Source organism: Arthrobacter sp. UYEF20 (assembly GCF_040546335.1).
Taxonomy (GTDB): domain Bacteria; phylum Actinomycetota; class Actinomycetes; order Actinomycetales; family Micrococcaceae; genus Arthrobacter.
Genome location: NZ_JBEPNP010000002.1, coordinates 331,053 through 355,787 on the forward strand (window position 1 = coordinate 331,053; position 24,735 = coordinate 355,787).

Here is a 24,735-nt window from a genome sequence, read left to right on the forward strand (position 1 = left end):
TGCCGACAGCCCCGATCCACACAGCCTTCGATCCACACAGCCCGGAAGGATCCGCATGGAAAAGTTCACCACCCACACCGGAATCGGTGTACCGCTGCGCCAGAGCAACGTCGACACGGACCAGATCATCCCCGCCGTCTACCTCAAGCGCATCACCCGCACGGGCTTCGAGGACGCCCTCTTCGCTGCGTGGCGCAAGGACCCGGCGTTCATCCTGAACCAGGCACCCTTCGACGCCGGATCCGTGCTGGTGGCCGGACCCGATTTCGGCACGGGGTCATCCCGGGAACACGCCGTCTGGGCGCTGAAGGACTACGGCTTCAAGACCGTGCTGTCCTCGCGCTTCGCGGACATCTTCCGGGGCAACTCCGGCAAGCAGGGCCTGCTTGCCGCCGAACTGGCCCAGGACGACATTGAGCTCATCTGGAAAGAGCTCGAAAACGCGCCCGGCACCGAGGTCACGGTGGACCTGGTCTCCAAGACCGTGCAGTGCAGCAACATCGTGGCACCGTTCGAGATCGACGACTACACCCGCTGGCGCCTGCTGGAGGGCCTGGACGACATCGGGCTGACCCTCAAGCACGAGGAAGACATCACCGCCTTCGAGGCCACCCGGCCCGCCTTCATGCCGAAGACGTTGCCTGCCAAGCTGTCCTGACACTCTTCACAGCACCACTGCATCGCACCACAGCACCACACCACCGCTGCAACGCGGGTCACTTGAGGACCATCCGGAGACTTGGGATGGGCCGCAAATGACCCGCGTTGCTTTTTTCTGTAGCCGGGACCGCTGCAGCGCCACTGTCACCGTTCCGCCCGTTCGGCCCGTTCGGCCCGTCCGACACCCAGGCCCCCGGCCGCCTCGACTGTCGAAGTGCCGCTTCGATTGTCGAGGTGCCGCCGTCGAGTTCGACGGCGGCACTCCTGACGGCGGCACTTCTGACGGCGGCACTTCTGACGGCGACACTTCTTTTAACGAGGCCCTCGCCGGGCAAGGCCGGATCAGGCCGCTGGCTGCCTCGCTGGGCGCGGCCGTTTTTGTGCTTTCACCTTGTGCTTGAGTTCCTTCCTGCGGCGTCCACCGGCGGGGTCCGTGGTGTCCGGAGGTCCGCCCGGGTCCCGCGGTCCGCCTGGTTTTCGGGTCATGGCCGTGCCCCGGGAAATGGCTGTTCCGGGCAGTGGTGGCGCGGTGGAGTGGTAGCTGTGGCCGGTGGGAGTGCTGAGGTCGAGGGTGTGCCTGTGACTATTGTTGCCGGCAGGCCCAGGACGTGGCCGTGCGGTCCAGCCGGGGTTTTCTTTGGTGTGGTTGCAGGCTTCACAGGCTCCGGCGCCGTTTCCTCCGCTGGTCGTTCCGCCTTCAGACCACGGAATGACGTGGTCCATGTGCCGGATGGGGGCGTCGCAGTAGGGGGTGCGGCAGGTGCTGTCCCGGACTTGGAGGAAGCGGCGGAGCCCGGCGGGGAAGAGCCGGGCGCGGGAGTCCATCGCGACGAGGTCTCCGGTTGCCGGGGCGGTGTAGAGCCGGCGGAGCCAGATGTCCATTTCTTTGTCGCCGCCGGCGCCGTCCCCGCGGCGACGTCCGTCCAGCTTGCCGTCACCGGCCGGACCTGCGCTGCTGCTTCCGCCTGCACCGCCACGCGTGCCGCCGTCGCCGACGTGCGTGTCCTGGAGCAGGTTCCGGGCCCAGCCGGCGGGGACGATGCCGTAGCCGGGGAGCCTCGCGGGTTCGCTGTCTCCTTGGAACAGGGTGCGGTCGGTGATGACGAGCTGGATCTCGATGCCGCTGATTCCACCGGCCTTCCCGGTGATGCGTTCAACCAGGTCATCGGCCATGAGCTGGCCGCGGGAGCGGGGGTCCCCGCTGGCGACGAGCGCGGCGGCGTGGCGGGTGAGGGCGGCGTGCGCGGCGACGCCCTCGGCGACGGGGAGCAGTGCGGTGAGGTAACACATGGTGTCCGGGGCCGGGCGGAGGCTGACGTGCCGTTCGGTGGCGGCGTGGCTGGCGCGTTGGGTGATGGAGCGGGGGTCCAGCTGGTAGGCGGCGCTCCGGGCGGCGGCAACGATGGCGCGGTCCCCGACCCCGTCAAAGGTGCCCATATCGGCGGCCAGTTCCTCGTCCACGGCGCAGCGGTCCGCCGCACTCAGGCAGGCGGTTTCCTTCACGAGCAGTGTGGCACGCCATTCGTTGAGCTGCCCGGTGTCCAGGGCGGCCAACGTGTGGGGCATTTCGGTGACGAGGGCGTTGGCCAGGCCCAGGAGCCGGCCGCCGCGGGCCGGGGATTCGCGCCGGGCCAGGGCGATCTGCGCCGCGACCCCGGCCCCGAGTTCGGCCGCCGGCATCCCCGCCGCGCGCTGGACCCGCCGCTGGGCGGCATCGAAGGCGACCGCAACACGTGCTTGCAGTGCGGCCGCGGCGGACTTCAGGTCCTCCAGCTGCCGGAGCTGGTCGATCAGCCCGGCGCCGCCGTCGTCGTCCGTGGTGTGGCAGGGCCGGACAGTACCGAGCAGGCGGACGACGTCCGGGACCGTCGCGCCGCCCCCAGCGCCGCACCGTCCTCCCGGAACCACTTCGGGCTCCCGCTTGCCGTCCATGAACCCAGTCTAGAAGTGGGGTCAGACAATAAAGAGGTCGTGGGAAACTGACGAATTCATGACCCAACGGGCCGCCGTCGCCAAGGCTGGCGTTCATGCCCTCGTCAGGGCTCGACCTTGGTGCCGCACTTCCAACGCAACGGGCCGCCGTTGAAATCTGTCGACGGCGGCACCGTGCGTTGGGGGGGCACCATGCGTTGGTCAGCAGGTCAGCAGGTCAGCAGGTCAGCAGGTCAGCAGGTCGGCAGGTCAGCCGGCCGGGCCCGGCAGCCTGCGCCGGGACAGGTTCCGCTAGCCCGCCACCGCGCGCGTTGCTGCGGAGGTTTTGGTTGCGGTGGTAAACCCCGTCTTGGTCCCGGTTATGCGAACCGTCATGGTCTTGCCTGTGTCGCTCGCTGTGAGTTTCTTTGTGGCAGCGGTGGCGCCGGTGATCGCGGCGCCGGACCGGTACCACTGGTAGCTGAGCGTGACGGGCGCGGGGGACCAAGTCCCCGCGGCGGCGGTGAGGGTCGAGCCGACTTTGACCGTGCCTGTCACCGACGGTGTGGGCGCCGTCAGTGCGCGGGCCGTGATCGTCGCCGTGGGTACGGAGGTTCTGGCTGCGGTGCTGTAGCCGCTCTTGCTGCCGGTTACGCGAACCGTCATGGTCTTCCCTGCGTCGCTGGCCGTGGGCTTGTATGTGGCGGCGGTGGCGCCGGTGATCGCGACGCCGGACCGGTACCACTGGTAGCTCAGCGTGACGGGCGCGGGGGACCAAGTCCCTGCGGCGGCGGTGAGGGTCGAGCCGACTTTTGTTGTTCCCGCCACGATGGGTACAGGCGCAGCTGTCAGGGAAAGCTTAGGAATGGTCGCCGTGACGTTGAGGGTGGCGAGGTCCAGGAAGCCGCCGGAGCCGTTGCCGAGGGTGTCGGAGAGCGGGAAGAGCGTCACGGTCCAGTTGCCGGTGGCTGAGCCCTTGGGGATTGCGACTGATCGTTCCCAGGTTCCGTCTTTGGCGGTGCCGGAGAGGAGGGTCATGCGGCCAAAGCCGTGGCTTTGCCCGGTGCCATCGTGGCTGACGCTGAGGACGGGGTCGCTGGTTCCGGTGCGGTCGGTCAGGCGAACGGTGATCTTAACGGTTGCGGGCCCCGTGGCGATGTTCAGCGACTTCGGCGTCACGGTGGAGCTGACGAGTACGGGCCCTGCGATATCCGACGGCGTCCCGGTGACGGTGAGGGTGGCGAGGTCCCGGAAGCCGCCGGAGCCGTTGCCGAGGGTGTCAGTGAGCGGGAAGAGCGTCACGGTCCAGTTGCCGGTGGCTGAGCCCTTGGGGATTGCGACTGATCGTTCCCAGGTTCCGTCTTTGGCGGTGCCGGAGACGAGGGTCATGCGGCCAAAGCCGTGGCTTTGCCCGGTGCCATCGTGGCTGACGCTGAGGACGGGGTCGCTGGTTCCGGTCCGGTCGGTCAGGCGAACGGTGATCTTAACGGCGGCGGGCCCCGTGGCGATGTTCAGCGACTTCGGCGTCACGGTGGAACTGACGAGTACGGGCCCGGTGATATCCGAAGCTGCGCTGGCGACCGGCGCCATGATAAGCGAAAGTGCCGTGATAAGCGAAAGCATTGTAAAGATCGCCAGACAAACGGCGACGGCGGTTCCAGATTTAATGTTGGTGCTCACCAACAGGCCCCCCAGGCTCGCGCGGCGAGACCGCCGCAATTATTGCGTCCGCGAACGACGGACCTCGTGATTGTAGCGGGCGTGAGACCCCAGCCTGCCTCCCGCGCATTCCAACACGCGGTGCACAATACGGATCTGCCGCCGGGACGGCGGCTCGTAAGCGCAAGGGCAGGCCACGCCACCAACGTGGCCCCTGTCAAACCAACCCATATTTCGGATCGGTAGGGCAAGCTCCTATGCTTAGCTGGAGCGTTTGTAAGGATTTGGGGGCGAGTAGTCGTGAGGAAACCGGTAAATGAGTAGTGTTCTGACAATCCGCGGAGGCGTCCCGCTGACTGGCCGCGTCACCGTGCGAGGGGCAAAGAATCTTGTCCCGAAGGCAATGGTCGCCGCCCTGCTGGGCAACGAGCCGTCCGTGCTGCGCAACGTCCCTGAAATCAAGGACGTCGAGGTTGTCACCAGCCTGCTCCAGCTCCATGGTGTCACGGTGGAGAAGGATCCCGTCACGGGGGACCTGACCCTGGACCCGACCAACGCGAAGACGGCCTCCCACACGGCAATCGATGCCCACGCCGGAGACTCCCGCATTCCGATCCTGCTCTGCGGGCCCTTGATCCATGCGATTGGCGAGGCCTTCATCCCTGACCTCGGCGGCTGCAAGATCGGCGACCGCCCGATCGACTTCCACCTGGACGTGCTCCGCCAGTTCGGCGCCGTCGTGGAAAAGCGGCCCGGCGGCATCCACATCTCTGCGCCCCAGGGCCTCAAGGGGTCCAAAATCTCCCTGCCGTACCCGTCCGTCGGTGCCACCGAGCAGGTGCTGCTGAGCGCCACCCGCGCCGAAGGCATCACCGAGCTTGCCGGCGCGGCCACCGAGCCGGAAATCGTGGACCTCATCGCCGTGCTGCAGAAAATGGGCGCGATCATCAGCGTCCAGACGGACCGCACCATCCGGATCGAAGGCGTCCAGGACCTCGGCGGCTACAACCACCGCGCGCTCTCGGACCGCAACGAATCCGCTTCCTGGGCCTCGGCGGCCCTCGTCACGCGCGGCGACATCTTTGTCCAGGGCGCCACCCAGCGCGACATGATGACCTTCCTGAACACCTACCGCAAGGTCGGCGGCGGAATGGACATCGGCGACGACGGCATCCGCTTCTACCACCGGGGCGGCAAGCTCAACCCGCTGGTGCTCGAAACGGACGTGCACCCCGGCTTCATGACCGACTGGCAGCAGCCGCTGATCGTCGCCCTGACCCAGGCCGAGGGTGTCTCGATCGTGCACGAGACCGTCTACGAGAACCGCTTCGGATTCACCGATGCCCTGATCCGGATGGGCGCCAACATCCAGGTGCACCGCGAATGCCTCGGCAGCGTGCCGTGCCGCTTCGGCCAGCGCAACTTCCTGCATTCCGCCGTGATCTCCGGCCCGACGCAGCTGACCGGCACCAACATCGACGTGCCCGATCTGCGCGGCGGGTTCAGCCACCTGATCGCGGCCCTCGCGGCCACCGGCACCTCGCGGGTCACCGGAATCGACATCATCAACCGCGGTTATGAGCGCTTCACCGAGAAGCTCGCCGGGCTTGGCGCCGATTTCGACATCTCCGCAGCCGAGTAGCTGGGACCTGTGAAGGAACCGGCGAAGAGCCACATCACCTTTGTCATTGTGGCCGGCATCGTCCGGCCCGCGATGAACCTCCTGATGCGGAAGAAATGGCAGGGCCTCGAGAAGCTGCCGGCAGGCGGCTTCATCGCAGCGCCCAATCACTGCACCGAAATCGATCCCCTCGTGGTCGGGCACATGCTCTACAACCAGAAACGGATGCCGCACTTCCTGGCCAAGGCAGGATTGTTCAAGGTCCCGGTCGTGGGAGCGGTGCTGCGGGCCACCAAGCAGATTCCGGTGGAACGCTCGACGTCGGGCGCCAACCGATCGCTGCAGATCGCCAGGGAGGTAGTTGACGAGGGCGGTGCCATCGTCATCTACCCCGAGGGCACGCTGACCCGGGATCCGGCGCTGTGGCCGATGAGGGGCCACACGGGCGCGGCCCGGATGGCGCTTGAGAGCGGCATCCCCGTGGTGCCGATCGCCCACTGGGGAGCCCACGAGGTCTTTCCCCGCTACGCCAAGCGGCTCCACATCTTCCCGAGGAAGACCTCGCGCCTGATCGTCGGTGAACCCGTGGACCTCAGTGCCTTCGCCGGACGCCCGTTGGACAAGGCGACGCTCACCGAGGCAACAAATGTCATTATGGAGGCCATCACGGGGCTCCTCGTCACACTGCGCGGCGAAAAGCCGCCGGCGGTACGCTGGGATCCTTCGGTACACAACCAGTCAGCGCACGGCCGCTTCATCGAACGTGGCGAGAACGGTCCAGGCACGGCCACCGGCGGATCCGCTAAAGCGTCCGACGGCGGCGCGTCAAACGAGAATATTGGGGATAGCACCGCATGACGGTCAATCTTGAACGAGCAACATCCGCCAGCACCGTAGCCGTCCTCGGGGCAGGCTCGTGGGGAACCACCTTCGCGAAGATCGTCGCCGACGCAGCCAGCGCTTCCGGCGTCGAACGCAGGATCCGGCTGTGGGGCCGGCGCGCCGAAGTCGTGGACCAAATCAACCTCAAGCACCGGAATGAGCAGTACCTCAAGGACATCGTCCTTCCGCCCAGCATCAGCGCATCGGCCGACGTCGCAGAGGTCCTCGACGGCGCCGAGCTGGTCATTCTCGCCGTTCCGGCCCAGACCCTGCGGCCGCAGCTGCGCGAATGGAAGAACCTCGTGCCGCCGGGCGCATTCGTGGTGTCCCTCATGAAGGGCCTCGAGCTGCACTCCGACGCGCGCATGAGCGAGGTCATCTGCGCGGAGCTGGGGATTCCCGCCGAACGGGTGGCCGTGGTCTCTGGCCCCAATCTGGCCATGGAGATCGCGCGCGAGGAGCCCACAGCCTCCGTCGTTGCGTGCTCCGACTCCGAGGCAGCCGGCTGGATCGCCCGCAGCTGCACGGCGCCCTACTTCCGCCCGTACACCACCACCGATGTGATCGGCGTCGAAATCGGCGGCATCGTCAAGAACGTCATTGCCCTGGCCGTCGGAATCTGCGAAGGCAAGCGGATGGGGGACAACACCAAGGCCTCCGTCATCACCCGCGGCCTTGCGGAGACCTCCCGCCTGACACTCGCCCTGGGCGGCGAGGCGCGGACCATGGCCGGGCTGGCGGGTCTGGGCGACCTCGTGGCCACATGCTCCTCCCCGCTGTCCCGGAACCACACCGCCGGGCGGCTGCTGGGCAAGGGCCTCACCCTCGAGCAGGTCACCGCTGAAATGAATCAAACGGCTGAGGGCATCAAGTCCAGCCTGGCCGTTCACGAACTGGCCGGAAAGCTCGGCGTCGAGATGCCCATCACCGCTGCCGTCGTCGCTGTGCTGGCCGGAAATCTGTCCATCGACGAACTGGGACCGCTGCTGCTGTCCCGGGACCTGAAACCCGAAGGCGATTACTGAGAGTGTCCGAAGATAACGTGAGCACAGCGGGCCGTCCAGTCCGGTCCAGGCCCCGGGTGGCGGTGCTGTTCGGCGGCCGCTCCAGCGAACACGCGGTGAGCTGCGTGACCGCGGCGGGGGTCCTCGGGGCCATTGACCAGACCAAGTACGAGGTCATCCCCATCGGCATCGCCAAGACCGGCCAATGGGTGCTGGTTTCCGGCGACACGCGCGAGTGGTCGCTATCGGCGTCCTCGCTGCCGGAGGTCGCTCCCTCGGAGCAGACCGTGGCGCTGGCCGAGATCGGTGGCGAACACCAGCTGATCGTGGCCTCCCCGAACGAGGTCCCGCAGGAGCTGGGTTCTGTGGACGTCGTCTTCCCGCTGCTGCACGGGCCGTTCGGCGAGGACGGCACCATCCAGGGCCTTCTTGAGCTGTCCGACACCCGTTATGTCGGCGCAGGCGTGCTGGCCTCCGCCGTCGGCATGGACAAGCATTTCATGAAGGTGGTGTTCGAATCCGCCGGGCTCCAAGTGGGGCCGTACATCGCCGTCACAGACCGGCAGTGGCGCAACGACCCGGAGAAGGTCCGCAAGCGCGTGGACCAGCTCGGCTTCCCGGTGTTCGTCAAGCCGGCCCGGGCAGGATCCTCCATGGGCATCTCCAAGGTGGACTCCCTCGAGGGGCTCGACGCCGCCATCCAGGAGGCCCGCAAGCATGATCCGAAGCTCGTCATCGAGGCCGGCATCGTGGGCCGCGAGATCGAATGCGCCGTGCTGGAGGGCCGGGGAACCGACGCTCCGCGCGCGTCGATGCCCGGGGAGATCTCCGTCGCCGGCGGCGGACACGAGTTCTACGACTTCAACGCCAAATACGTGGAGGACGACGCCGCCGCGCTGAGTTGCCCGGCCGACCTCCCCGAAGAGGCCATCACCCGGGTCCGCGAGCTGGCCGCCGTCGCGTTCGACGCCGTCGGAGCCGAAGGACTGAGCCGGGTCGACTTCTTCTACACCCCTGACGGCGAGTTGATCATCAACGAGATCAACACGATGCCGGGGTTCACGCCCAAGAGCATGTACCCGCAGATGTGGAAGGCCTCGGGCCTAAGTTACGCGGAGCTGATCGACGAGCTGATCTACCTTGCCCTGCACCGTAAGACCGGGCTGCGCTAGCACGGCTTTTTTGTCCTCCGGATCCACACTGTTGGGAAAGAACACACTTTTTGGGAAAGAACACATGAGTTTTGAAACCGAGCAGCAGACTTCAGACGACAGCCGCCGGCCGCGGCGGCGGCGGAGGGACCGGAAACGGCACACTGGCCGCAACTTGCTGCTGGGCTTCGTAGCGTTCTTCCTCGTCGTCGGCGCCGTGGCCGGGGTGTTCGCCTTCAACCTCGCCCAGAGTTTTGATTCCAAGGCGCAGAAGATCGAGAACGTGTTCCCCGACGAATCGACTCGGCCGGACAAGGCCGGGGCAGAAGGCGCCACCAATATGCTGCTGCTCGGAAGCGACAGCCGTGCGGCAGGCGTGGATGAGGCCGGTGCCGGCGCTCCGACCGACCAGCGGTCAGACGCCATGATGTGGGTCCACATTCCGGCGGACCGGAAGAACATCTACATCATGTCCATTATGCGCGACACCTGGGTTGATGTTCCCGGCCACGGGGAGTCCAAGATTAACTCCGCGATGGCCTTCGGCGGCATCCCCCTGACGGTGCAGACCCTGGAAAACATGTTCGATACCCGGCTGGACAACGTTGCCATCATCGACTTCGAGGGCTTCAAAGCCATGACCGACGCCCTGGGCGGCGTCGACGTGAATGTCCCTAAAGCGTTCAACACCCAGCAGTTCGCCTTCCCTGCCGGCAAACAGGAGCTGACGGGGGAGCAGGCGCTGGCCTTCGTCCGCGAACGCAAGGCATTCAGCGACGGTGACTACCAGCGGGTCAAGAACCAGCAGGTGTTCCTGAAGGCCATCTTGTCCCGGTTCCTCACGGCCGAAACGCTCTCCAATCCCGTGACGATCAGCAAACTGGTGGACACCGTCTCGCCGTATGTCAGTGTGGACGCATCCCTGGACGCCGGAAAGGTGGCGGCCCTCGCGGTGGGGCTACGGGATGTCAGAGCGTCCGATGTCAGCAGTTTCACTCTGACCACACTGGGTATCGGGACTTCGGCCGACGGCCAGTCCATTGTCCTCCGCGATGACGCGGCGATTGCTGATATCGGGGACGCTCTGAAGAACGACACCCTCCGTACCTATCTGCAACAGTCCGCCGTTGCTTCTAAGCCGTAGTGCTTCCTGGACCGGCCCCGGACCGGCCCGGTAGGCGCCCGGCCCTACTTGCCGGGCGGCAGGTTCTGGAGCTCTTCCTGGCCGACGCAGCCCCGGGTCGCCTTGATCTTCGAGGCGGAGGCGGAAAGGTCGGCCAGGACGGTGGCCGAACTGATCTTGTCCGGGTCCATCAGGATTTCAGTGGCCGGTTCGCGCCCGAACGTTGTCAAGGTCCACACCGGGCTGCCTTCCTTGATGACCCAGTCGACGCCGTTCACCGTTACGCAGCGGTCCGTTGTGGGTCCTGGGACGTTGACACCACAGCGCAGGATTACCAGTGACGGATCCCCCCAGGCAGCCGTTGCCTGGCTGTTCGTCTTGCGAAGTTTGGCCTCGCCCAGGGCATCAGGCAGGGCCACCATCATGGGGGCGCAGGCGGCGTTTGCGCTGTCCTTCGCCGGGGTAACGTCCACGGCGGGAGAACACGCCGTAAGGACCGCTGCGGAGGCTGTGGCGATCGCCAGAAGTCGAAGCAGGCGTGCGGAAACCGGGGCGCGGAACTGGTGCATTATTCCAGCCTATCCCGGCTCGGTGCGCTGAATCGTCGCGCCGGGGGCGCTCTCCGGAGGCCCGTTCCGACGCGCCGGGCACCCCGCCGCGACGCGCCGTCCCGACGCCCCGGGCGCGCTCTCCGGCACTCCGTCCCGACGCGCCGGGCACCCCGCCGGGGCACCCCGGGATCCCTTTCCGGACGGCCTTGGCTGGCGCGCTTGGTGCCTTCCCGTAGAATGGAGGGATCGTGTATTCTGGGGCACTGCCGACAGCGAGGCCAGTTCTGGCCGGAAACATAGGCACGGTTGGGAAAATCTCGCACCCAAGGGGGAGGCACTAGCTATGACTGTACGATGCCACATGGCCAATTCAGCACGGGCCGGAATGCTGGCGCTGGCCATGGGTTTGGCCCTTGCCGGACCCGCAACCGCCGCGCACGCTGATGAGTTGGTGACTGTAACGGTCACGGCCTCTCCGTCGCCGAGTTCTCCGTCGCCGAGTCCATCGACGCCCCCGATCGCAGAGGTTCCTCCCGTCGTGGTGCCGCCCACCGCCGTCCCGCCCACCGCCGTGCCGCCCACCCCCGAGCCGCCCATCGCCGAGGTGCCGCCTCCCGTCGTCGTGCCGCCCGCCGCCGAGGTGCCGCCCGCCGTCAGTCCTCCGGTCGCGCCGCCGGAGCCGCCGGCCCCTCCCGCGTCGCCCGCCGCCACCGGCGTCGTCGCCCCGCCCTCCTTTGCGCCTGCGCTCGCGCCGCCGGCAGTTGTGCTGCCGGAAGTTGTGCCCGCCGGAGTGGACGAAAGTACCGTCGAAGCACCACCCACCGAGGAGCCCGCACCTGCGCCCGCGCCCGTGCCCGAACTGGCAAAGGCACATGCGGCGATTGCCGCCGTCGCGCAACCGCCTGCCGTGATGAAGTCCGAAATCCAGGCCGCCGTGGCTGTCGCAACCGGCAGCCCGCTGGTGGTCCAGCTGATCACCGTGCTGATTCTGCTGGGTGCCGGCCTTCTCTACTTCCGTTTCCTCGCTGGCAAGAGCCCCAGCATTGCCACTAAGCCCAGCAAGTAAGCAATGGCTACACGAGCTGACGCCGGGAATGAACCTGCCCGCACTGGAACCTATACCCCCACGGTACGGATCACCCTGCTGACCCACTCCTACTGGCCGGAGCAGAGCCCGCCCCAGCGCCGTTGGACGGCGATGGTCAAGGAATTTTCCCGCTCCGGCTGGGACGTCGACGTCGTGGCGCCGGTTGCGCACTATCCCTTTGGCCGTCGGGCGTTGCCACGGAAGCTGGCGGGCCAGCCGTTCCAGCTGCAGAAGGGACAATTCACCGAGAAGGTCCTCCGGGTGCCCTACCTCCGGCACGGCAACTCACGCGTAGCCCGCCTGGTGGACCAGTGCTTTTCGGCAGCGCTCTCGATTCCCGCCGGGATGCTCCTGAAGAAGCCCGACGTCGTGATTGTCACCGCGCCGGCCCTGCCGTCCCTCGCCGCCGGCTACATCCTGGCCAAGCTGCGCGGGGTACCGCTGATCGTGGAAATGCGCGACGCCTGGCCGGACCTCGCCCGGGACGCCCGCCTGGTCCAGGGACAGGTCAAGAGCGTCATTGAACACGTGGTGGAGTTCGTGCAGCAGCGGGCGGACCTCGTGGTGACGGTGACCGAGGGTTTCGCTGACACGCTGCGTGCCCGCGGGATCCGCCAGGTGGCGACCGTCAGCAACGGGCTGCACCTGGACGCCATCCCGGTGATGGATGCTCCCGAAATGGAACGGCCCGTCTTCGAGGCCCTGTACCTTGGAAACCATGGCGAGAGCCAACGGCTTGATGTTGCTATCCGGGCCAGTGCGCTGGTGGGTGACTCGATGCACCTGCACATGGTGGGTCACGGGACCCAGCGCCCGGCGCTGGAGAAGCTCGCCCGCGAGTTGAAGGCGCCGGTGACCTTCCACGCGCCGCTTCACGGCGAGGCCATGATGCAGCGCTACGCTTCCGCGGACACCTGCCTCGTCACCCTCCGCGATGACTGGAAATCCTTCGAAACCACCGTTCCCTCCAAGACCTATGAGGTCCTGGCCGTGGGCCGCCACGTGACCGCCATGGTGCGCGGCGAGGCGGCACGAATCATCGCCGACGCCGAGGCGGGGGACATCGTGGCCAGCGATCCAGAGGTCCTGGCCGCTTTGTGGCGTGACCTTGCCGCCGACCGTGGCCGGCTGGTCCGCAACGGTGACAGCCGGCAGTGGGTCAAATCGCACGCCGAGTATGGGCAGCTGGCCGGCCGCTACATGGAGCTCATCGAGCAAGTCCTGGCCAAGGCGCCCGTAACCACACGATGATCCAAGTCTTTAAAAATTCGCGGCTCGCCGCACACACTGCGGGACAACACCTCACGGACGATCCGATGGTGCTTTTCCTCCAGCTGTCCCGCCGGCTCCCGCCCGCGGTCATCCGCCCGCTTGCCCGCCTCACCTGTGCCGTGGCAGCAAAAAATTCCGTGGCTGTGCCCGTGCTGCTCGCAGCGCTCCTGCTCGGGGACGACGCCGACGTCGCGCGCCGTCTCCGGCTCGCCGCAGACCGGAACGTCACAGACCAGAACCTCACGGCGGACAAGTCGAGGAAGCTGGCGGACATCGCGCTGGCCGCCAACCGTCCGGAGCTCGCGGACCTCCTGCTGGCCGGCGCACGGCAGGCGCGCGGGTTCAAGTCGGCCCTGGCGCGCAGGCTGTGGCATGACGGCAACCTCAGCGGGGCCGTCGCGGTCCTCGAGGGCTCCGGCCGGGCAGGACGGCGGCAGCAGGCACGGCTTGCCGGCGAGGCGGCGTTGTACACCGGCGCGGCACCCTTGCTGGCCCCGCAGGAGTTCACCCCGGTTCCAGGCCGCGTCCTGCACCTGCTGACGAATTCCCTGCCCCACACCGCCAGCGGCTACGCGCAGCGGTCCCACTCCATCATGGCGGCCCAGCAGCAAGCGGGCTGGAAAGTTCTCGCGGTCACCCGGCTGGGGTATCCGGTGCAGGTGGGCAAGCTCCTGGCACACGCCAGCGACGCGGTGGACGGGGTGGAGTACCGGCGTCTCCTTCCGGCGCGGCTGGCGCCCACCATGGATGTACGCCTGCAGCAACAGGCCGAGGAATTGCTGGCCGTGGCGCTGGAATTCAAACCCAGCGTCCTCCACACCACCACGCACTTCGTCAACGGAATGGTGGCCAGGGCGGTGGCCGGGGCCCTGGGCATCCCCTGGGTGTACGAGGTGCGCGGCCAGTTGGCGGACACCTGGGCAGCCACGCGGGGACCTGAGGCCCAGGAAAGCGAAAAGTACCGGCTCTTCCAGGAACGGGAAACCGACGTCATGCGGGACGCCAGCCTGGTGGTGACGCTGGGGCATGCCATGAAGGCCAACATCGTCGCGGCAGGCATCCCCGGGGAGAAGATCCTCATCGCCCCGAACGCCGTCGGCGGAGCCTTCCTCGAGGAGCCGCTGGATACCACCAGCGCGCGCCGCGAGCTGGGGCTGCCGGAGGACGGACTCTACATCGGCACGGTCAGCAGCCTGGTCGAGTATGAGGGCCTGGATGACCTGGTCCGGGCCTTCGCGCTACTGGCGCCGGAATTCCCACAGCTGCGCCTGCTGATCGTGGGCGACGGCGTGGCCTGCCCCGCGCTGAAGGAGCAGGTCCGCGGCCTGGGCCTGGCTGACAGGGCAATTTTCACCGGGCGGGTACCGCGGGATCTGACCCCGCTCTATCACCAGTCCCTGGACGTTTTCGTGGTCCCACGCAAGGACCTGGACGTGACCCGTGCGGTAACTCCACTCAAGCCGGTGGAGGCGCTGGCGAGTGCCCGGCCGGTGGTTGGCACAGACCTGCCCGCACTTCGGGAGATAATAGACGACGGCGGTAACGGGCTTCTGGTCCCTGCCGCGTCCCCGGGCGAACTTGCCAACACGATCTCGGCGCTGCTCTCCAATGGGAGCCGTAGGGCATCGATGGGGCAAACTGGGCGGGCTGCAGTTCTAGCCGAGAGGACCTGGGCGGCCAATGCCAACGCCCTGGCCACACGTTACGCCGAGCTGCACCATGAACATGAGGAGAACCAGTAGTGTCCGCAGATAGTGCAATTGACCCGGAGCCGGTGGCCGTACAGCCCCTCTCCGTGGATATGCGGCGGCTGACCCGTGTCGGTTCGCGGCCAAGTTTCCTGGACTATCTTGTCCAGCTCTGGGACTTCCGGCAGTTTATTTTTTACGATGCCCGTGCCCGCGTCCAAAGCGGTACGCGCCGGGACCGCCTCGGCAGCGCCTGGCTGCTGCTGAACCCCATCTTCAATGGCCTGACCTATTACCTGATCTTCGGGCTGCTGCTGAAAACCAGCCGGGGCATCGAGAATTTCGTGGGCTACCTGGTGGTGGGGATCTTCGTCTTCCAGTTCAGCTCCGGTGCCATCACCTCCGGCGCGCGCTCCATCCGCAGCAACAAGTCCGTGGTGCAGGCATTCAACTTTCCGCGGGCGGCGCTGCCCATCGGTGCCAATGTGCGCGAGCTGTTGTCTGCCGTGCCGCTCATCCTGGCGATGCTGCTGATCGTGGTGGTGCTGCCCCCCGGCGAGCAAATCACCTGGCTGTGGATCCTGGTAGTACCGGCCATTCTCCTGCAGTCACTTTTCAACCTTGGGGTGGGGCTCATCCTGGCCCGCATCATCTCCCGCGTCCACGACGTCACCCACCTGCTTCCCTTCATGCTCCGGGCCTGGATGTACGGCTCGGCCATCTTCTACACGTATGACCGCTTCATCACCCACCCCGAAATTCTTGCCGTGATCAAGCTCAATCCCTTGTTTAACGTGATCGACATCATCCGTGACTGCGTGCTGTATGCCCGGGTACCGCAGTGGCAGTCCTGGGCCACTCTTGCCGCCTGGGCCCTGGGCGCGCTCGCCGTCGGCCTGGTCTATTTTTGGAAAGGGGAGGAATCCTATGGACGAGGGTGAACGGGAACTTTTCATCGAAGGTCATCCCTGTGTGGTGGTGGACAGCGTGCGGATGCGTTATCGCGTTGCCTCCACCGCGGCTTCGGATCCTGGCGCTGACCGCTCAGCACCCCGCCTTTTTCGCAGGGCGGTACGGAAGCCCAACATGGTGACCGTCCACGCCCTCAACGAGCTCTCCCTCGTAGTGGAACGCGGCGAGTCGGTGGGGATCATCGGGAGGAACGGCTCCGGAAAGAGCACGCTGGTGAAGATCATCAGCGGCCAGTCCAAGCCGACGTCGGGGGCCGTGTATGCCTCCAGCACCCCCATCATGCTCGGCGTCAACGCAGCCCTGGTCCAGGACCTCTCCGGTGACCAGAACGTGATCCTCGGGTGCCTGGCCATGGGAATGAGCCGGGCCGAGGTGGACGAAAAGTTCAGCAGCATCGTGGAACTGTCCGGACTTGAGAAGTCCATCCACCTGCCGATGAAGTCCTATTCCTCCGGCATGGCTTCGCGCCTCAGGTTTGCCATTGCGGCGAGCGTTGATCCCGAGATTCTCCTGGTGGATGAGGCACTCAACACCGGTGACGCCCAGTTTGGCGACCGCAGCAAGCTGCGGATGGATGAGCTCCGCGAGCAGGCGGGCTGTGTCTTCGTGGTCAGCCACAGCCTGGACACCATCAAAGACATGTGCACGCGGGTTGTCTGGCTGGACAAGGGCGATCTGATCATGGACGGGGACACGGACGTAGCCGTCAAGGCTTATCAGGAGTTCACCCGTCACCTTTCCAAGGGCAACAATATTTCAGCCGCCAAGATCCTCGACGATGCCAAAGCGGAGCTCGTGGCCACCGAGGTCCGCGGGCGGTCCTCACGCCGGAGCCGAGGCTGATGGCGGGTCTCCGGGAGCTCCGGACGGGGCTGTGGCATCTGCGCAGGGGTGGGCCTGCGCAGTTCAATTCGTGGCGTTCCCGCCAGCGGATCGAACAGGGCTTCGCCGCACCGCGCAACGTGCAGGGCGTGGAAGCGGCCTGGACCGGCCGCGGGCGCAAGCGGCGGCTCTCGCTGATGCCGGCGAGCCTGCCGCCACAGCAGCCCACCCGGCCGGACATCCGTGCTGCCGTGATCCTGGACGACTTTTCGGCGCTGGCCTTCGGCTACGAGTGGGCAACCAGCCCCGTCCATCCGCACACCTGGCGCAGCGACCTGACAACCGGTGACCTTGCCTCTGGGGCAGTTGACCTCCTGTTTGTCGAGTCGGCCTGGGCCGGAAACGGCGGCCTGTGGCGCGGCAAGCTGACCGGTCCCGGCGGGCCCAGCAAGGAATTCCGCGAGCTGGTCCAGTGGTGCCGGGAGCAGGGGATCCCCACGGTTTTCTGGAACAAGGAAGACCCGCCGCACTATGACGACTTCCTGCCGGCCGCCCGGCTGTTTGACCAGGTCTTCACCTCCGATTCCGGCCGCATCGCGCAGTACACAGCCGATCTGGGGCATGAACGCGTCGCTGTGCTTCCGTTCGCGGCCCAGCCGGCCATTCACAACCCGGTCCGGCCGGCACATGGCCGGCACAAGAGGGACGTCGCCTTTGCGGGAATGTACTTCGCCCATAAATATCCCGAGCGCCGGGCCCAGATGGACCTGCTCCTGGGCGGCGCGCTGGACGCGTCCGCCCGGATGGGGACGGGCCTGGAAATATTCTCGCGCCAGCTGGGCGGCAACGCCGAGTACCAGTTCCCCGCGCCGCTGGATTCTCGCGTGGTTGGTTCGCTCAGCTATGCCCAGACGCTGTCCGCCTACAAGGCGTACAAGGTTTTCCTCAACGTCAACTCGGTGGTTGACTCGCCCAGCATGTGCGCCCGGCGGATCTTTGAGATCTCCGCGTCCGGGACACCGGTGGTCACGGCGCCCAGCCAGGCGATGGGACAGTTCTTCACGCCGGCAGCGGTGCCCGTAGCCGCCACCCGCAAGGAAGCCGAGCACCTGACCCGGGCCCTGGTTGCCAACCCGGAGCTGAACGACCGCACGGCGCACCTGGCCCAACGCGCCATCTGGGCGGCCCACACCTACGCCCACCGGGCGGAGACGGTGCTGCAACACGCCGTGCCGGGAAGTGCCACGGGCCTCACGCGGCCGCCAGTCTCGGTGCTGCTGCCCACCATCAGGCCGCAGAACCTGGAACGCGTCTTCCGCACCCTGGCCGGTCAGCGCGGCGTAGACCCCGAGCTGGTGCTGCTCACCCACGGTTTCCGGCTCTCCAAGGAACGCTTGGCAGAACTCTGCGACGAGTCCGGGCTCCGGAACGTGGTGCTCCTCCATGCCCCGCGGGAAATCTCGCTGGGGGAGTGCCTGAACAGGTGCGTCGCCGCGGCCAGCGGGGAGGTGCTCACCAAGATGGACGACGACGACCACTACGGGCCGCACTACCTCAGCGACCAGCTGCACGCGTTGTCCTACTCAGGCGCCGACGTCGTGGGGAAGCAGGCGCACTACATGCACCTTGAGACCTCGAACGCCGCGATCCTGCGGTTCGCGGTCAGGGAGCACCGCTTTACCGACTTCGTGATGGGGCCGACCATCATGGCCCGCCGGGAGGTCTTCACCGACCATCCCTTCCAGCATGTCGCCGTGGGCGAGGACACCGGATTTCTCCGGGCCGCCCATGCCGCCGGCCGGATCATCTACTCGGCGGACCGCTTTAACTACTTCCAGGTACGCACCGGGGACGGACACACCTGGCAGGTCGAGGATGCGGAACTGCTCGCCTCCGGCGAGCTCAAATTCTATGGAAAGTTATCTGAACATGTTGACATCTAGCACTCTGGCGACGGAGGCCCCGATCAGGACGGTGGCCGTCGTCGGACTCGGCTACATAGGACTGCCCACGGCGGCCATCCTGGCCACCAACGGACTCGAGGTGATCGGCGTCGACGTCAATCCGGGCACCGTGGCCGCCATCAACAACGGCGACGTGCCGTTTGTGGAACCGGACTTGAGCATCCACGTCGCGGGCGCGGTCAGCCAGGGCAGGCTGCGGGCCCAGCTCGAGACCCCCAGCGCGGATGCCTACATCGTGGCGGTGCCGACGCCGTTCAAGGCGGACAAGTCCGCGGATATGTCCTACATCGCCGCGGCGGCGCGCGCCATCGCCCCCACGCTGAGTGGCGGCGAACTGGTGATCCTGGAATCGACGTCGCCCCCCGGGAGCACGCGCCAGCTCGCCGAGCTGATTCTGGGACTGCGCCCTGACCTCAGCCTCGATGGCCAGGACGGCAAGCCGGTGCTCCTGGTGGCACACTGCCCCGAGCGGGTGCTGCCTGGCCGGATCATGATTGAGCTGGTCACCAACGACCGCGTGGTGGGCGGCCTCACGCCCGAGGCTGCCGAGGCTGCCGCGGCGCTCTACGCGGTGTTCTGCCAGGGTGAGATCCACCTGACGGACGCTGCAACGGCGGAGATGTCCAAGCTCGTGGAGAACGCCTACCGCGATGTGAACATCGCGTTTGCGAATGAGCTCTCCGTCATCAGCGACAAGCTGGACATCGACGTCTGGGAACTCATCCGGCTGGCCAACCACCATCCCCGCGTCAACATCCTCCAGCCCGGTCCCGGCGTGGGCGGGCACTGCATCGCGGTGGACCCGTGGTTCATCGTGGCGGCCGATCCCGAGAATTCCGTCCTGATCCGGACCGCGCGGGAAGTCAACGACAGCAAGCCCGGCTACATCGTCGAACAGGTCCGGAAGGCCGTGGGCAGCGCCAGCCGCCCGGTCATTGCCTGCCTCGGCCTGGCCTTCAAGGCCAACATCGACGACGTCCGCGAGTCGCCGGCGGTGGAGATCGTCCGGCGTGTGGCCATGCAGCACCCGGATGCCGAGATTCTGGTTGCGGCACCGCACACGGATCATCTGCCGCAGGAACTGGCCGCGATTGCCAACATCCGCCTCGTGGAAACGGATGCGGCGGTTCAGGCCGCCGGCGTGGTGGTGCTGCTGGTCGATCACGACAAGTTCCGGGAGATCGAGCCGGACGCCCTGCAGGGCAAACAGATTGTCGATACCCGCGGCTTCTGGCGCTGAAGAAATCTGGCGCTGAAAATACATCGGAACTGACTCGCAATGGTGAACTGGAAAGTTCCGTTGCAGAAAAAGAAAATGGGACATCTTGAACTCTGATCCAACCGCCAGGCTCCTTCCGGCCGGCAGGCATTTTTCCGTGACCTGGAGCCTGCCAGCAGACTTCGCAGGACGAACGAACGCCATGCTGCACCGATCGCGGTCCTTCGCTTCGGAAGGCGGAGCGCCCGTTGACATCTTGACCTTCGACGACTTCCGGGACTACTCCGTTCTCCGCGGCGTCTTGAAGGAACGGGGCTTCCTCTCGGAGGGCACCCGCATCCTGAATCTCTGGGAAGACCTCCCGGCGATGGCTGCACTGGACGGGTCGCCGTCAGTTGAGACCGCTGCCCCCGAGGCTGACGCCTTTGCTGCGTACTCTCCCTTGTCCACCCAGAGTGCAGCGAACCTTGTCGAACTGGAGGGCCCGCACAAGCGTCTAGCGCGCTACGCTGGCGATGGGAAGACGCTGTTGCAGGTCGATTATTTCCGCGTCGACGGCTCGCTCCTCTTGTCTGACCGGCACGACGCGAAGCAGTTGGGGGTACACGGAGGGCGGGCGCTGACGCTATGTGATTCTGCAGGCCTTCCGCTTCAGGAGTGGGGATCTTCGTGGGGTTTGTATCGTTCCTGGCTCGACTTCGTCGTGGCAGGGGAACAAGCGTGCTTCGTGGTGGACAACAAGAATACTGCTCGCTTCATGGCCAGTTACCAACGTGATAACGCCGTTGTGTTCTACCAGGTCCATGAAAGCCATCTGGAAGACGCCACCGCGGGTTTCGCTTCCGAAATGACCGCGTCTGCTCAGGAAGTGTTCCCGCGGCTGGACGCCTTCGACGGCGTAGTCTTCCTCACTGAGCAGCAGGCCACCGACGTCCGCAAGAGGCAATCTGACGTTGGCAGCACTTACGTCATTCCGAACGGAAGGTCCCTTGAATCTGCACCGGAATCCATGGGCACGCGAAAAGCGCGGACAGGCATGCAGGCAGCGACTCTCAGCCACCGGAAGCGCGTTGACCACTCTGTCCGGGCCATCCACCTCGCGAATTCCCTCCTCCAGGCCCCTGTCGGGCTAAGAGTTTTCGGTGAGGGATCCCAGCGCGTCCAGTTGGAGGAGCTGATCGTTGATCTCAAGGAAACCGACAACGTTCAGCTCATGGGTCACGTCACGAAGGCTCAGTCCCATTTCAAGGAAGCGTCGTTTTCGTTGCTGACCAGCACCTCGGAGGCCCTGCCTCTGGTCATTGTGGAGAGCATGGCGGCGGGGTGTATCCCTATCGTTTACGACCTTCCGTACGGCCCCGCGTCCGTCATCACTGATGGAGTTGACGGATTTCTTGTGGAGTACGGAAATATCGAGAAGCTGGCGGCATGCATAGCCGAGTTCGTCGAGATGCCGCTCTCTGACGTGGAGCGGATGCGCGATGCCGCGCGGAAGAGGGCGGATGACTTCTCGGATGGAAAGGTTGTCCGGCTCTGGGCGGACGCCATGAAGGAGGCGGCCGCCCGGAAACAGGACCAAAAAATCGAGCACGCCGTAGAAATAGCAGATTCAGCGTGTTTGTACGGGTCCGGCGGAGATCTGGAGGTAGCGGCCACGCTTACGCTAGGTCTGCAGCAGCCCTCCGGGCAGGAAATTATCCCGGCATTCTTTTGCAGGCTCCGGCTTAGGCCGGGCGAAGCGTTTTTCCGAGTGGCAGCACGGACAGTCGTTAACGACTCGCCGGACACTTATGCCGTCAGATTCGCGTTTGAGCCGGAGATCCTTTCCGCAATGGGAAGCCGCACAGTGGACGTATTCCTTGAAACCCGGCTAGGTGAAGCGATTACCGTTTCTCGGATGCCATTGGCGGACGCGAAAGCTGCTCCGCGCCTGTATGCAACGGCGCACGGCAACATGAGCATCAGCTTCGCTTAACCTGATACTTGAACAACCACAGATACGAGCCAGAAATGTCTTCAACAATTAACGAAACCCAGTCACCGGTAAAGATGCCGGCGGGGTACCATTGCGCCGTCACCTGGGGGATACCCGTGGACTTCGGCGGGATGACCAGCGCGCTCCTTCGGCGTTCGCGGGCATTTGTCCGCGAAGCCGGAGTACCCGTGGACATTCTCACTTTCGAGTATGACACCACCCTCGATGATGTGCGCTGTGAGATGCAGGTTGCCGGCGAACTGGTTCCGGGTATGCGCCTCCGGAACCTCTGGGAGGAACTTGCCGCCCTGCCGGACCAGGGGCTGTCCGTGGCCCGCGCCGACAAGAACCTTAACGGAACTTTTGCGCCAATCTCCGACGATGAGCCTCATACCAAGGAACTTTCGGAGGGGTCCCTGGGGCGCAAAATACGCGTCGATGCCGCAGGAGACAAAACGCTCCAGGTCGACTACTTCCGTGCCGACGGGAGTCTTTTCGTCTCGGATCAGCGCGACATCAACGAACATGGCACCGAGGGCGGGCGGCTTATCACCCTGTGCGGCCACAACGGGGAACCTGTGGCGGCCTGGAACAGGATGTGGCCGCTGTATCTTTTCTGGCTGGACACCGTTGTGGGCACCCAGGAAACATTCATGATTGTGGACAGTAAGTCCACCGCCAATTTTATTACGCGTTTCCGGCGGGACAATGTGGTGACCCTGCACCTCGTGCACAATTCGCACATGGCATCCGGCCAGGTTCCTCCGCACGGGGAGCTGAGCTCCGTACGCCGTTATGTCTTTGAACGGTTGAATACGTACGACGGGATCGTGCTGCTGACCAAGCGCCAGAAGGACGATGTTGATTTGGCCTTCGGCAATCCTGGCAACACGTTCGTTGTGCCCAACAGCACCGAGCTTCCGGACAGCCTGCCAACGTCAGCCGGGCGTTGCCAGACCAGCGGGGTGATGCTGGCAAGTCTGACAACCCGCAAGCGCGTGGACCACGCGATTAGGGGAATCGGGAAGGCAAATGCCCTGGCAGGCAGGCCATTTGACGTGACCATTTACGGACAGGGCCCGGTCCGGGAACAAATGGCGGCACTCATTTCCAAGCTTGGCTTGAATGACAGCGTCCACCTCGGCGGCTTCGACAACGATCCGAGGGCACGGCTGTCGGAGGCGTCCTTCGTGCTCCTGACCAGTCGAATGGAAGGTCTGCCGCTGGTGCTCCTGGAGGCCATGAGCGTCGGCTGTATTCCGATCGCCTATGACATGCCCTATGGACCTGCTGACATCATCGTGGACGGCGTGAATGGATATTTGGTCGAGGCGGGGGACATCGAGGGCCTGGCCGAGCGGATCGTCCGGCAAGGCTCCCTTTCGGCCGACGAGCTGGAGTCCATGCGGCAGGCCGCCAGGGAAACTGCCGAGCGCTTTGACGACCACTCAGTGACCTCGCAGTGGTCCACTGTGATGTCGTCGGCCGTGGACCGCAAACTTGGCCAGATGGCGGATTCAGTCCCGCGATAGCCTCACTCGCGGCAGTCTCACGAGCCAGAAACCGCAGAGGACCCGTGGTTCTGTTGGTGGCACGGATTTTTCTGAAATCCGGCCGCTAACAGAACCGCGGGTCCTCAATTCATGTCCGAGGGGACCGACTCCTAGGGGAGCTGGACCGTTGCCTTGACCATGTTGTGATCAGAGGGAATGGTACCGATGAAGTTTCCACTGGAATCAACATTCACCACCGTGCGCCATTCAACCACGCGCATTTTGGAAGTGAAGATGTAGTCCAGGTAGGTCCCGTTGCCCCAGGCGTTGCGGGCGTTGGCAAGGCGATTGAAAGCGTTGAAGCTGTCATAGTTTGCCGCAACCGTCTTCTCGGCTGTAGCCGTCCCGCTGGGCAGATCGGTGGCGTAAGTGTTGCCGAGCGGATCAACGTAGCCGGCTGCAGTCAGGACGTCATAGGGCGCATTGGTCGGCGCCGTCCACTTGTGCGAGTTCAGGTCCCCCGTCAAGAGCACGGGAAGACCCTGAGGGTTGCGTTTCTTGATTTCCGCAGTGATGGCCTGCGTCTGCTTCGTGCGCAAGGACTGGTAGTCGGTTCCGCCGCCGAGTTGCAAATGTGCGTCGCCGACAAAGAATTGCTTGTTTGTCGACTTTTGGGTGAAAATGCCCCAGGCCAAGTAGCGGGGGTTGTCTGTTGCCTGGATTACCGGCAGCGCCAGGGAACCCTGGCTGACCAGAGACACCTTGGAGGCGTTGTAGAAAAGCTTGGTGCCCTGCGAGGCGCCCTTGTCGGCGTAGACACAACCCGTTGGAGTCGTGTCCTTCACACAATTGTTTCGTTTTGCATTAGTGAGCTGGTAATTTGCGCCGGCCGCCTGTAGCCGCTCTTGAAGGTCCTCAAATTGCGATACGCCGCCGGGGCGGGGGTCGTCTTTAAGCCAGCCCTGGGAGGCTTCCTGCACGCCCATTACATCCGGCATCTGGGCTTTTATGTTACTGACCACGGCAGACCGGCGGTCTGCCCAGGTCAACTCGTTTGTGGCCCCTGCGAAGCAATTGGCGCACTTCACGTTATAACTTCCAACGGACAGGGGATTGACCACCGCGGCAATAACGAGTGCAGTCTTCGTCTTGGTTGCTATGGCGGCTGAGTAGGGGCTGAGATTCGTGGTTCCGTCAGCAGAGATGACCCTGACCCGTACGTAATAGGTGGTGTTGCTTTTTAGTCCCCGAATTTCGGTGGACGTGGTTGTGTACCGGTTGTACGTCGAGTCCGAAAAGTCAGACGTAGTGGAATATTGGACGCGATATCTCGGCGCGCCGCTAACGGCGTTCCACGAAATGAAGACCGACGTGCTTGTTTGAGCGGGTGATTTGAGACCGGACGGGGCGGGAGTCGCCGCAAACGCTCCCGGGGCGCCGGACAGAAGGAGAAGTATTGCCGTGATCAGAACTGAAAGCGGGCGGAGACGAAATGTCGAGCCACGACTGTTTTTTGGCATGGGAGACCTTATCAGTGGGACTTTGGGCACCTGAAGGGCGGCAAAGAGCGCGAGTAAAAAGGTGCGGTTAAGCGACAGGAGTTGCTGGCGGACACCATAGTGTGGCACGAGGGAATCCATATGTACAACACGCAGGGACTCATCTGTGATTTAGATCTAGC

Annotated in this window: 19 protein-coding genes; 15 read left to right on the forward strand and 4 right to left on the reverse strand. The window is 65.1% G+C overall.

What is annotated here, in order from left to right; all coding sequences use genetic code 11:
• Window positions 1-55 precede the first annotated feature (55 nt).
• Entirely contained in the window at window positions 56-658 is a 603-nt protein-coding gene (gene leuD / locus ABIB26_RS04025; RefSeq protein ID WP_354239785.1) for a 3-isopropylmalate dehydratase small subunit, read from the forward strand.
• A 344-nt stretch (window positions 659-1,002) separates the two neighbouring features.
• Here leuD and ABIB26_RS04030 read toward each other — a convergent pair whose 3' ends face one another.
• Window positions 1,003-2,592 (reverse strand): HNH endonuclease, encoded by a 1,590-nt coding sequence (locus ABIB26_RS04030; RefSeq protein WP_354239786.1) that lies wholly within the window; start codon window positions 2,590-2,592, stop codon window positions 1,003-1,005.
• 291 nt (window positions 2,593-2,883) lie between these two features.
• A complete protein-coding gene (locus ABIB26_RS04035) occupies window positions 2,884-4,194 on the reverse strand; it encodes a hypothetical protein (protein WP_354239788.1) in 1,311 nt (436 codons plus the stop codon).
• A gap of 352 nt (window positions 4,195-4,546) precedes the next feature.
• Here ABIB26_RS04035 and murA point away from each other — a divergent pair, with 352 nt between their 5' ends.
• From murA to ABIB26_RS04060, 5 genes are all read left to right on the forward strand, one after another.
• Window positions 4,547-5,872, forward strand: coding sequence for a UDP-N-acetylglucosamine 1-carboxyvinyltransferase (gene murA / locus ABIB26_RS04040; protein WP_354239790.1), 1,326 nt, complete (start codon window positions 4,547-4,549; stop codon window positions 5,870-5,872).
• A 9-nt stretch (window positions 5,873-5,881) separates the two neighbouring features.
• Window positions 5,882-6,709: a lysophospholipid acyltransferase family protein gene (locus tag ABIB26_RS04045; protein ID WP_354239792.1), complete on the forward strand. Its 828-nt coding sequence runs from the start codon at window positions 5,882-5,884 to the stop codon at window positions 6,707-6,709.
• On the forward strand, window positions 6,706-7,758 hold the full coding sequence (locus ABIB26_RS04050; RefSeq protein WP_354239793.1) for an NAD(P)H-dependent glycerol-3-phosphate dehydrogenase: 1,053 nt from the start codon (window positions 6,706-6,708) through the stop codon (window positions 7,756-7,758). Before ABIB26_RS04045 ends, ABIB26_RS04050 begins: the two co-directional genes overlap by 4 nt.
• A gap of 2 nt (window positions 7,759-7,760) precedes the next feature.
• On the forward strand, window positions 7,761-8,909 hold the full coding sequence (locus ABIB26_RS04055; RefSeq protein ID WP_354239795.1) for a D-alanine--D-alanine ligase family protein: 1,149 nt from the start codon (window positions 7,761-7,763) through the stop codon (window positions 8,907-8,909).
• Window positions 8,910-8,973: 64 nt separating this feature from the next.
• Window positions 8,974-10,032 (forward strand): LCP family protein, encoded by a 1,059-nt coding sequence (locus ABIB26_RS04060; protein WP_354239797.1) that lies wholly within the window; start codon window positions 8,974-8,976, stop codon window positions 10,030-10,032.
• Window positions 10,033-10,076: 44 nt separating this feature from the next.
• Here the strand turns inward: ABIB26_RS04060 and ABIB26_RS04065 are convergent, their stop codons facing one another.
• Entirely contained in the window at window positions 10,077-10,580 is a 504-nt protein-coding gene (locus ABIB26_RS04065) for a DUF3515 domain-containing protein (RefSeq protein WP_354239799.1), read from the reverse strand.
• A gap of 343 nt (window positions 10,581-10,923) precedes the next feature.
• Here ABIB26_RS04065 and ABIB26_RS04070 point away from each other — a divergent pair, with 343 nt between their 5' ends.
• The 9 genes from ABIB26_RS04070 to ABIB26_RS04110 all read left to right on the forward strand — a co-directional run bounded on the left by ABIB26_RS04070 (window position 10,924) and on the right by ABIB26_RS04110 (window position 23,093).
• Window positions 10,924-11,628: a hypothetical protein gene (locus ABIB26_RS04070; protein ID WP_354239801.1), complete on the forward strand. Its 705-nt coding sequence runs from the start codon at window positions 10,924-10,926 to the stop codon at window positions 11,626-11,628.
• A 3-nt stretch (window positions 11,629-11,631) separates the two neighbouring features.
• Complete coding sequence (locus ABIB26_RS04075; RefSeq protein ID WP_354239803.1) at window positions 11,632-12,900, forward strand: glycosyltransferase family 4 protein; 1,269 nt, start codon at window positions 11,632-11,634, stop codon at window positions 12,898-12,900.
• A 65-nt stretch (window positions 12,901-12,965) separates the two neighbouring features.
• Window positions 12,966-14,663, forward strand: a complete 1,698-nt coding sequence (locus ABIB26_RS04080) for a glycosyltransferase family 4 protein (protein WP_354239804.1) — start codon at window positions 12,966-12,968, stop codon at window positions 14,661-14,663.
• Complete coding sequence (locus ABIB26_RS04085) at window positions 14,663-15,550, forward strand: ABC transporter permease (protein WP_354239806.1); 888 nt, start codon at window positions 14,663-14,665, stop codon at window positions 15,548-15,550. The genes ABIB26_RS04080 and ABIB26_RS04085 overlap by 1 nt, the downstream gene beginning before the upstream one ends.
• Before the next feature lie 145 nt (window positions 15,551-15,695).
• On the forward strand, window positions 15,696-16,424 hold the full coding sequence (locus ABIB26_RS04090; protein ID WP_354239808.1) for an ABC transporter ATP-binding protein: 729 nt from the start codon (window positions 15,696-15,698) through the stop codon (window positions 16,422-16,424).
• Window positions 16,424-18,346 carry a glycosyltransferase family protein gene (locus tag ABIB26_RS04095; RefSeq protein WP_354239810.1) on the forward strand — a complete coding sequence of 641 codons (1,923 nt, stop codon included), beginning with the start codon at window positions 16,424-16,426 and terminating at the stop codon, window positions 18,344-18,346. The genes ABIB26_RS04090 and ABIB26_RS04095 overlap by 1 nt, the downstream gene beginning before the upstream one ends.
• Window positions 18,333-19,607, forward strand: a complete 1,275-nt coding sequence (gene wecC, locus ABIB26_RS04100; protein WP_354239811.1) for a UDP-N-acetyl-D-mannosamine dehydrogenase — start codon at window positions 18,333-18,335, stop codon at window positions 19,605-19,607. The genes ABIB26_RS04095 and wecC overlap by 14 nt, the downstream gene beginning before the upstream one ends.
• 235 nt (window positions 19,608-19,842) lie before the next feature.
• Window positions 19,843-21,561: a glycosyltransferase gene (locus ABIB26_RS04105; RefSeq protein WP_354239813.1), complete on the forward strand. Its 1,719-nt coding sequence runs from the start codon at window positions 19,843-19,845 to the stop codon at window positions 21,559-21,561.
• A 35-nt stretch (window positions 21,562-21,596) separates the two neighbouring features.
• Complete coding sequence (locus ABIB26_RS04110; protein WP_354239815.1) at window positions 21,597-23,093, forward strand: glycosyltransferase; 1,497 nt, start codon at window positions 21,597-21,599, stop codon at window positions 23,091-23,093.
• A 131-nt stretch (window positions 23,094-23,224) separates the two neighbouring features.
• Here the strand turns inward: ABIB26_RS04110 and ABIB26_RS04115 are convergent, their stop codons facing one another.
• A complete protein-coding gene (locus ABIB26_RS04115; protein ID WP_354239817.1) occupies window positions 23,225-24,694 on the reverse strand; it encodes an endonuclease/exonuclease/phosphatase family protein in 1,470 nt (489 codons plus the stop codon).
• Between the last annotated feature and the right edge of the window lie 41 nt (window positions 24,695-24,735).

Excerpts from the sequence above, each read along its gene's own strand:
- wecC (WP_354239811.1), top strand. The coding sequence starts at position 18,333 with ATGTTGACATCTAGCACTCTGGCGACGGAGGCCCCGATCAGGACGGTG.
- ABIB26_RS04115 (WP_354239817.1), bottom strand. The coding sequence starts at position 24,694 with ATGGATTCCCTCGTGCCACACTATGGTGTCCGCCAGCAACTCCTGTCG.
- ABIB26_RS04060 (WP_354239797.1), top strand. The coding sequence starts at position 8,974 with ATGAGTTTTGAAACCGAGCAGCAGACTTCAGACGACAGCCGCCGGCCG.
- ABIB26_RS04070 (WP_354239801.1), top strand. The coding sequence starts at position 10,924 with ATGGCCAATTCAGCACGGGCCGGAATGCTGGCGCTGGCCATGGGTTTG.
- ABIB26_RS04030 (WP_354239786.1), bottom strand. The coding sequence starts at position 2,592 with ATGGACGGCAAGCGGGAGCCCGAAGTGGTTCCGGGAGGACGGTGCGGC.
- ABIB26_RS04065 (WP_354239799.1), bottom strand. The coding sequence starts at position 10,580 with ATGCACCAGTTCCGCGCCCCGGTTTCCGCACGCCTGCTTCGACTTCTG.
- ABIB26_RS04050 (WP_354239793.1), top strand. The coding sequence starts at position 6,706 with ATGACGGTCAATCTTGAACGAGCAACATCCGCCAGCACCGTAGCCGTC.
- ABIB26_RS04080 (WP_354239804.1), top strand. The coding sequence starts at position 12,966 with ATGGTGCTTTTCCTCCAGCTGTCCCGCCGGCTCCCGCCCGCGGTCATC.
- ABIB26_RS04090 (WP_354239808.1), top strand. The coding sequence starts at position 15,696 with ATGGTGACCGTCCACGCCCTCAACGAGCTCTCCCTCGTAGTGGAACGC.
- ABIB26_RS04075 (WP_354239803.1), top strand. The coding sequence starts at position 11,632 with ATGGCTACACGAGCTGACGCCGGGAATGAACCTGCCCGCACTGGAACC.
- leuD (WP_354239785.1), top strand. The coding sequence starts at position 56 with ATGGAAAAGTTCACCACCCACACCGGAATCGGTGTACCGCTGCGCCAG.
- ABIB26_RS04095 (WP_354239810.1), top strand. The coding sequence starts at position 16,424 with ATGGCGGGTCTCCGGGAGCTCCGGACGGGGCTGTGGCATCTGCGCAGG.
- murA (WP_354239790.1), top strand. The coding sequence starts at position 4,547 with ATGAGTAGTGTTCTGACAATCCGCGGAGGCGTCCCGCTGACTGGCCGC.
- ABIB26_RS04110 (WP_354239815.1), top strand. The coding sequence starts at position 21,597 with ATGTCTTCAACAATTAACGAAACCCAGTCACCGGTAAAGATGCCGGCG.
- ABIB26_RS04035 (WP_354239788.1), bottom strand. The coding sequence starts at position 4,194 with ATGCTTTCGCTTATCACGGCACTTTCGCTTATCATGGCGCCGGTCGCC.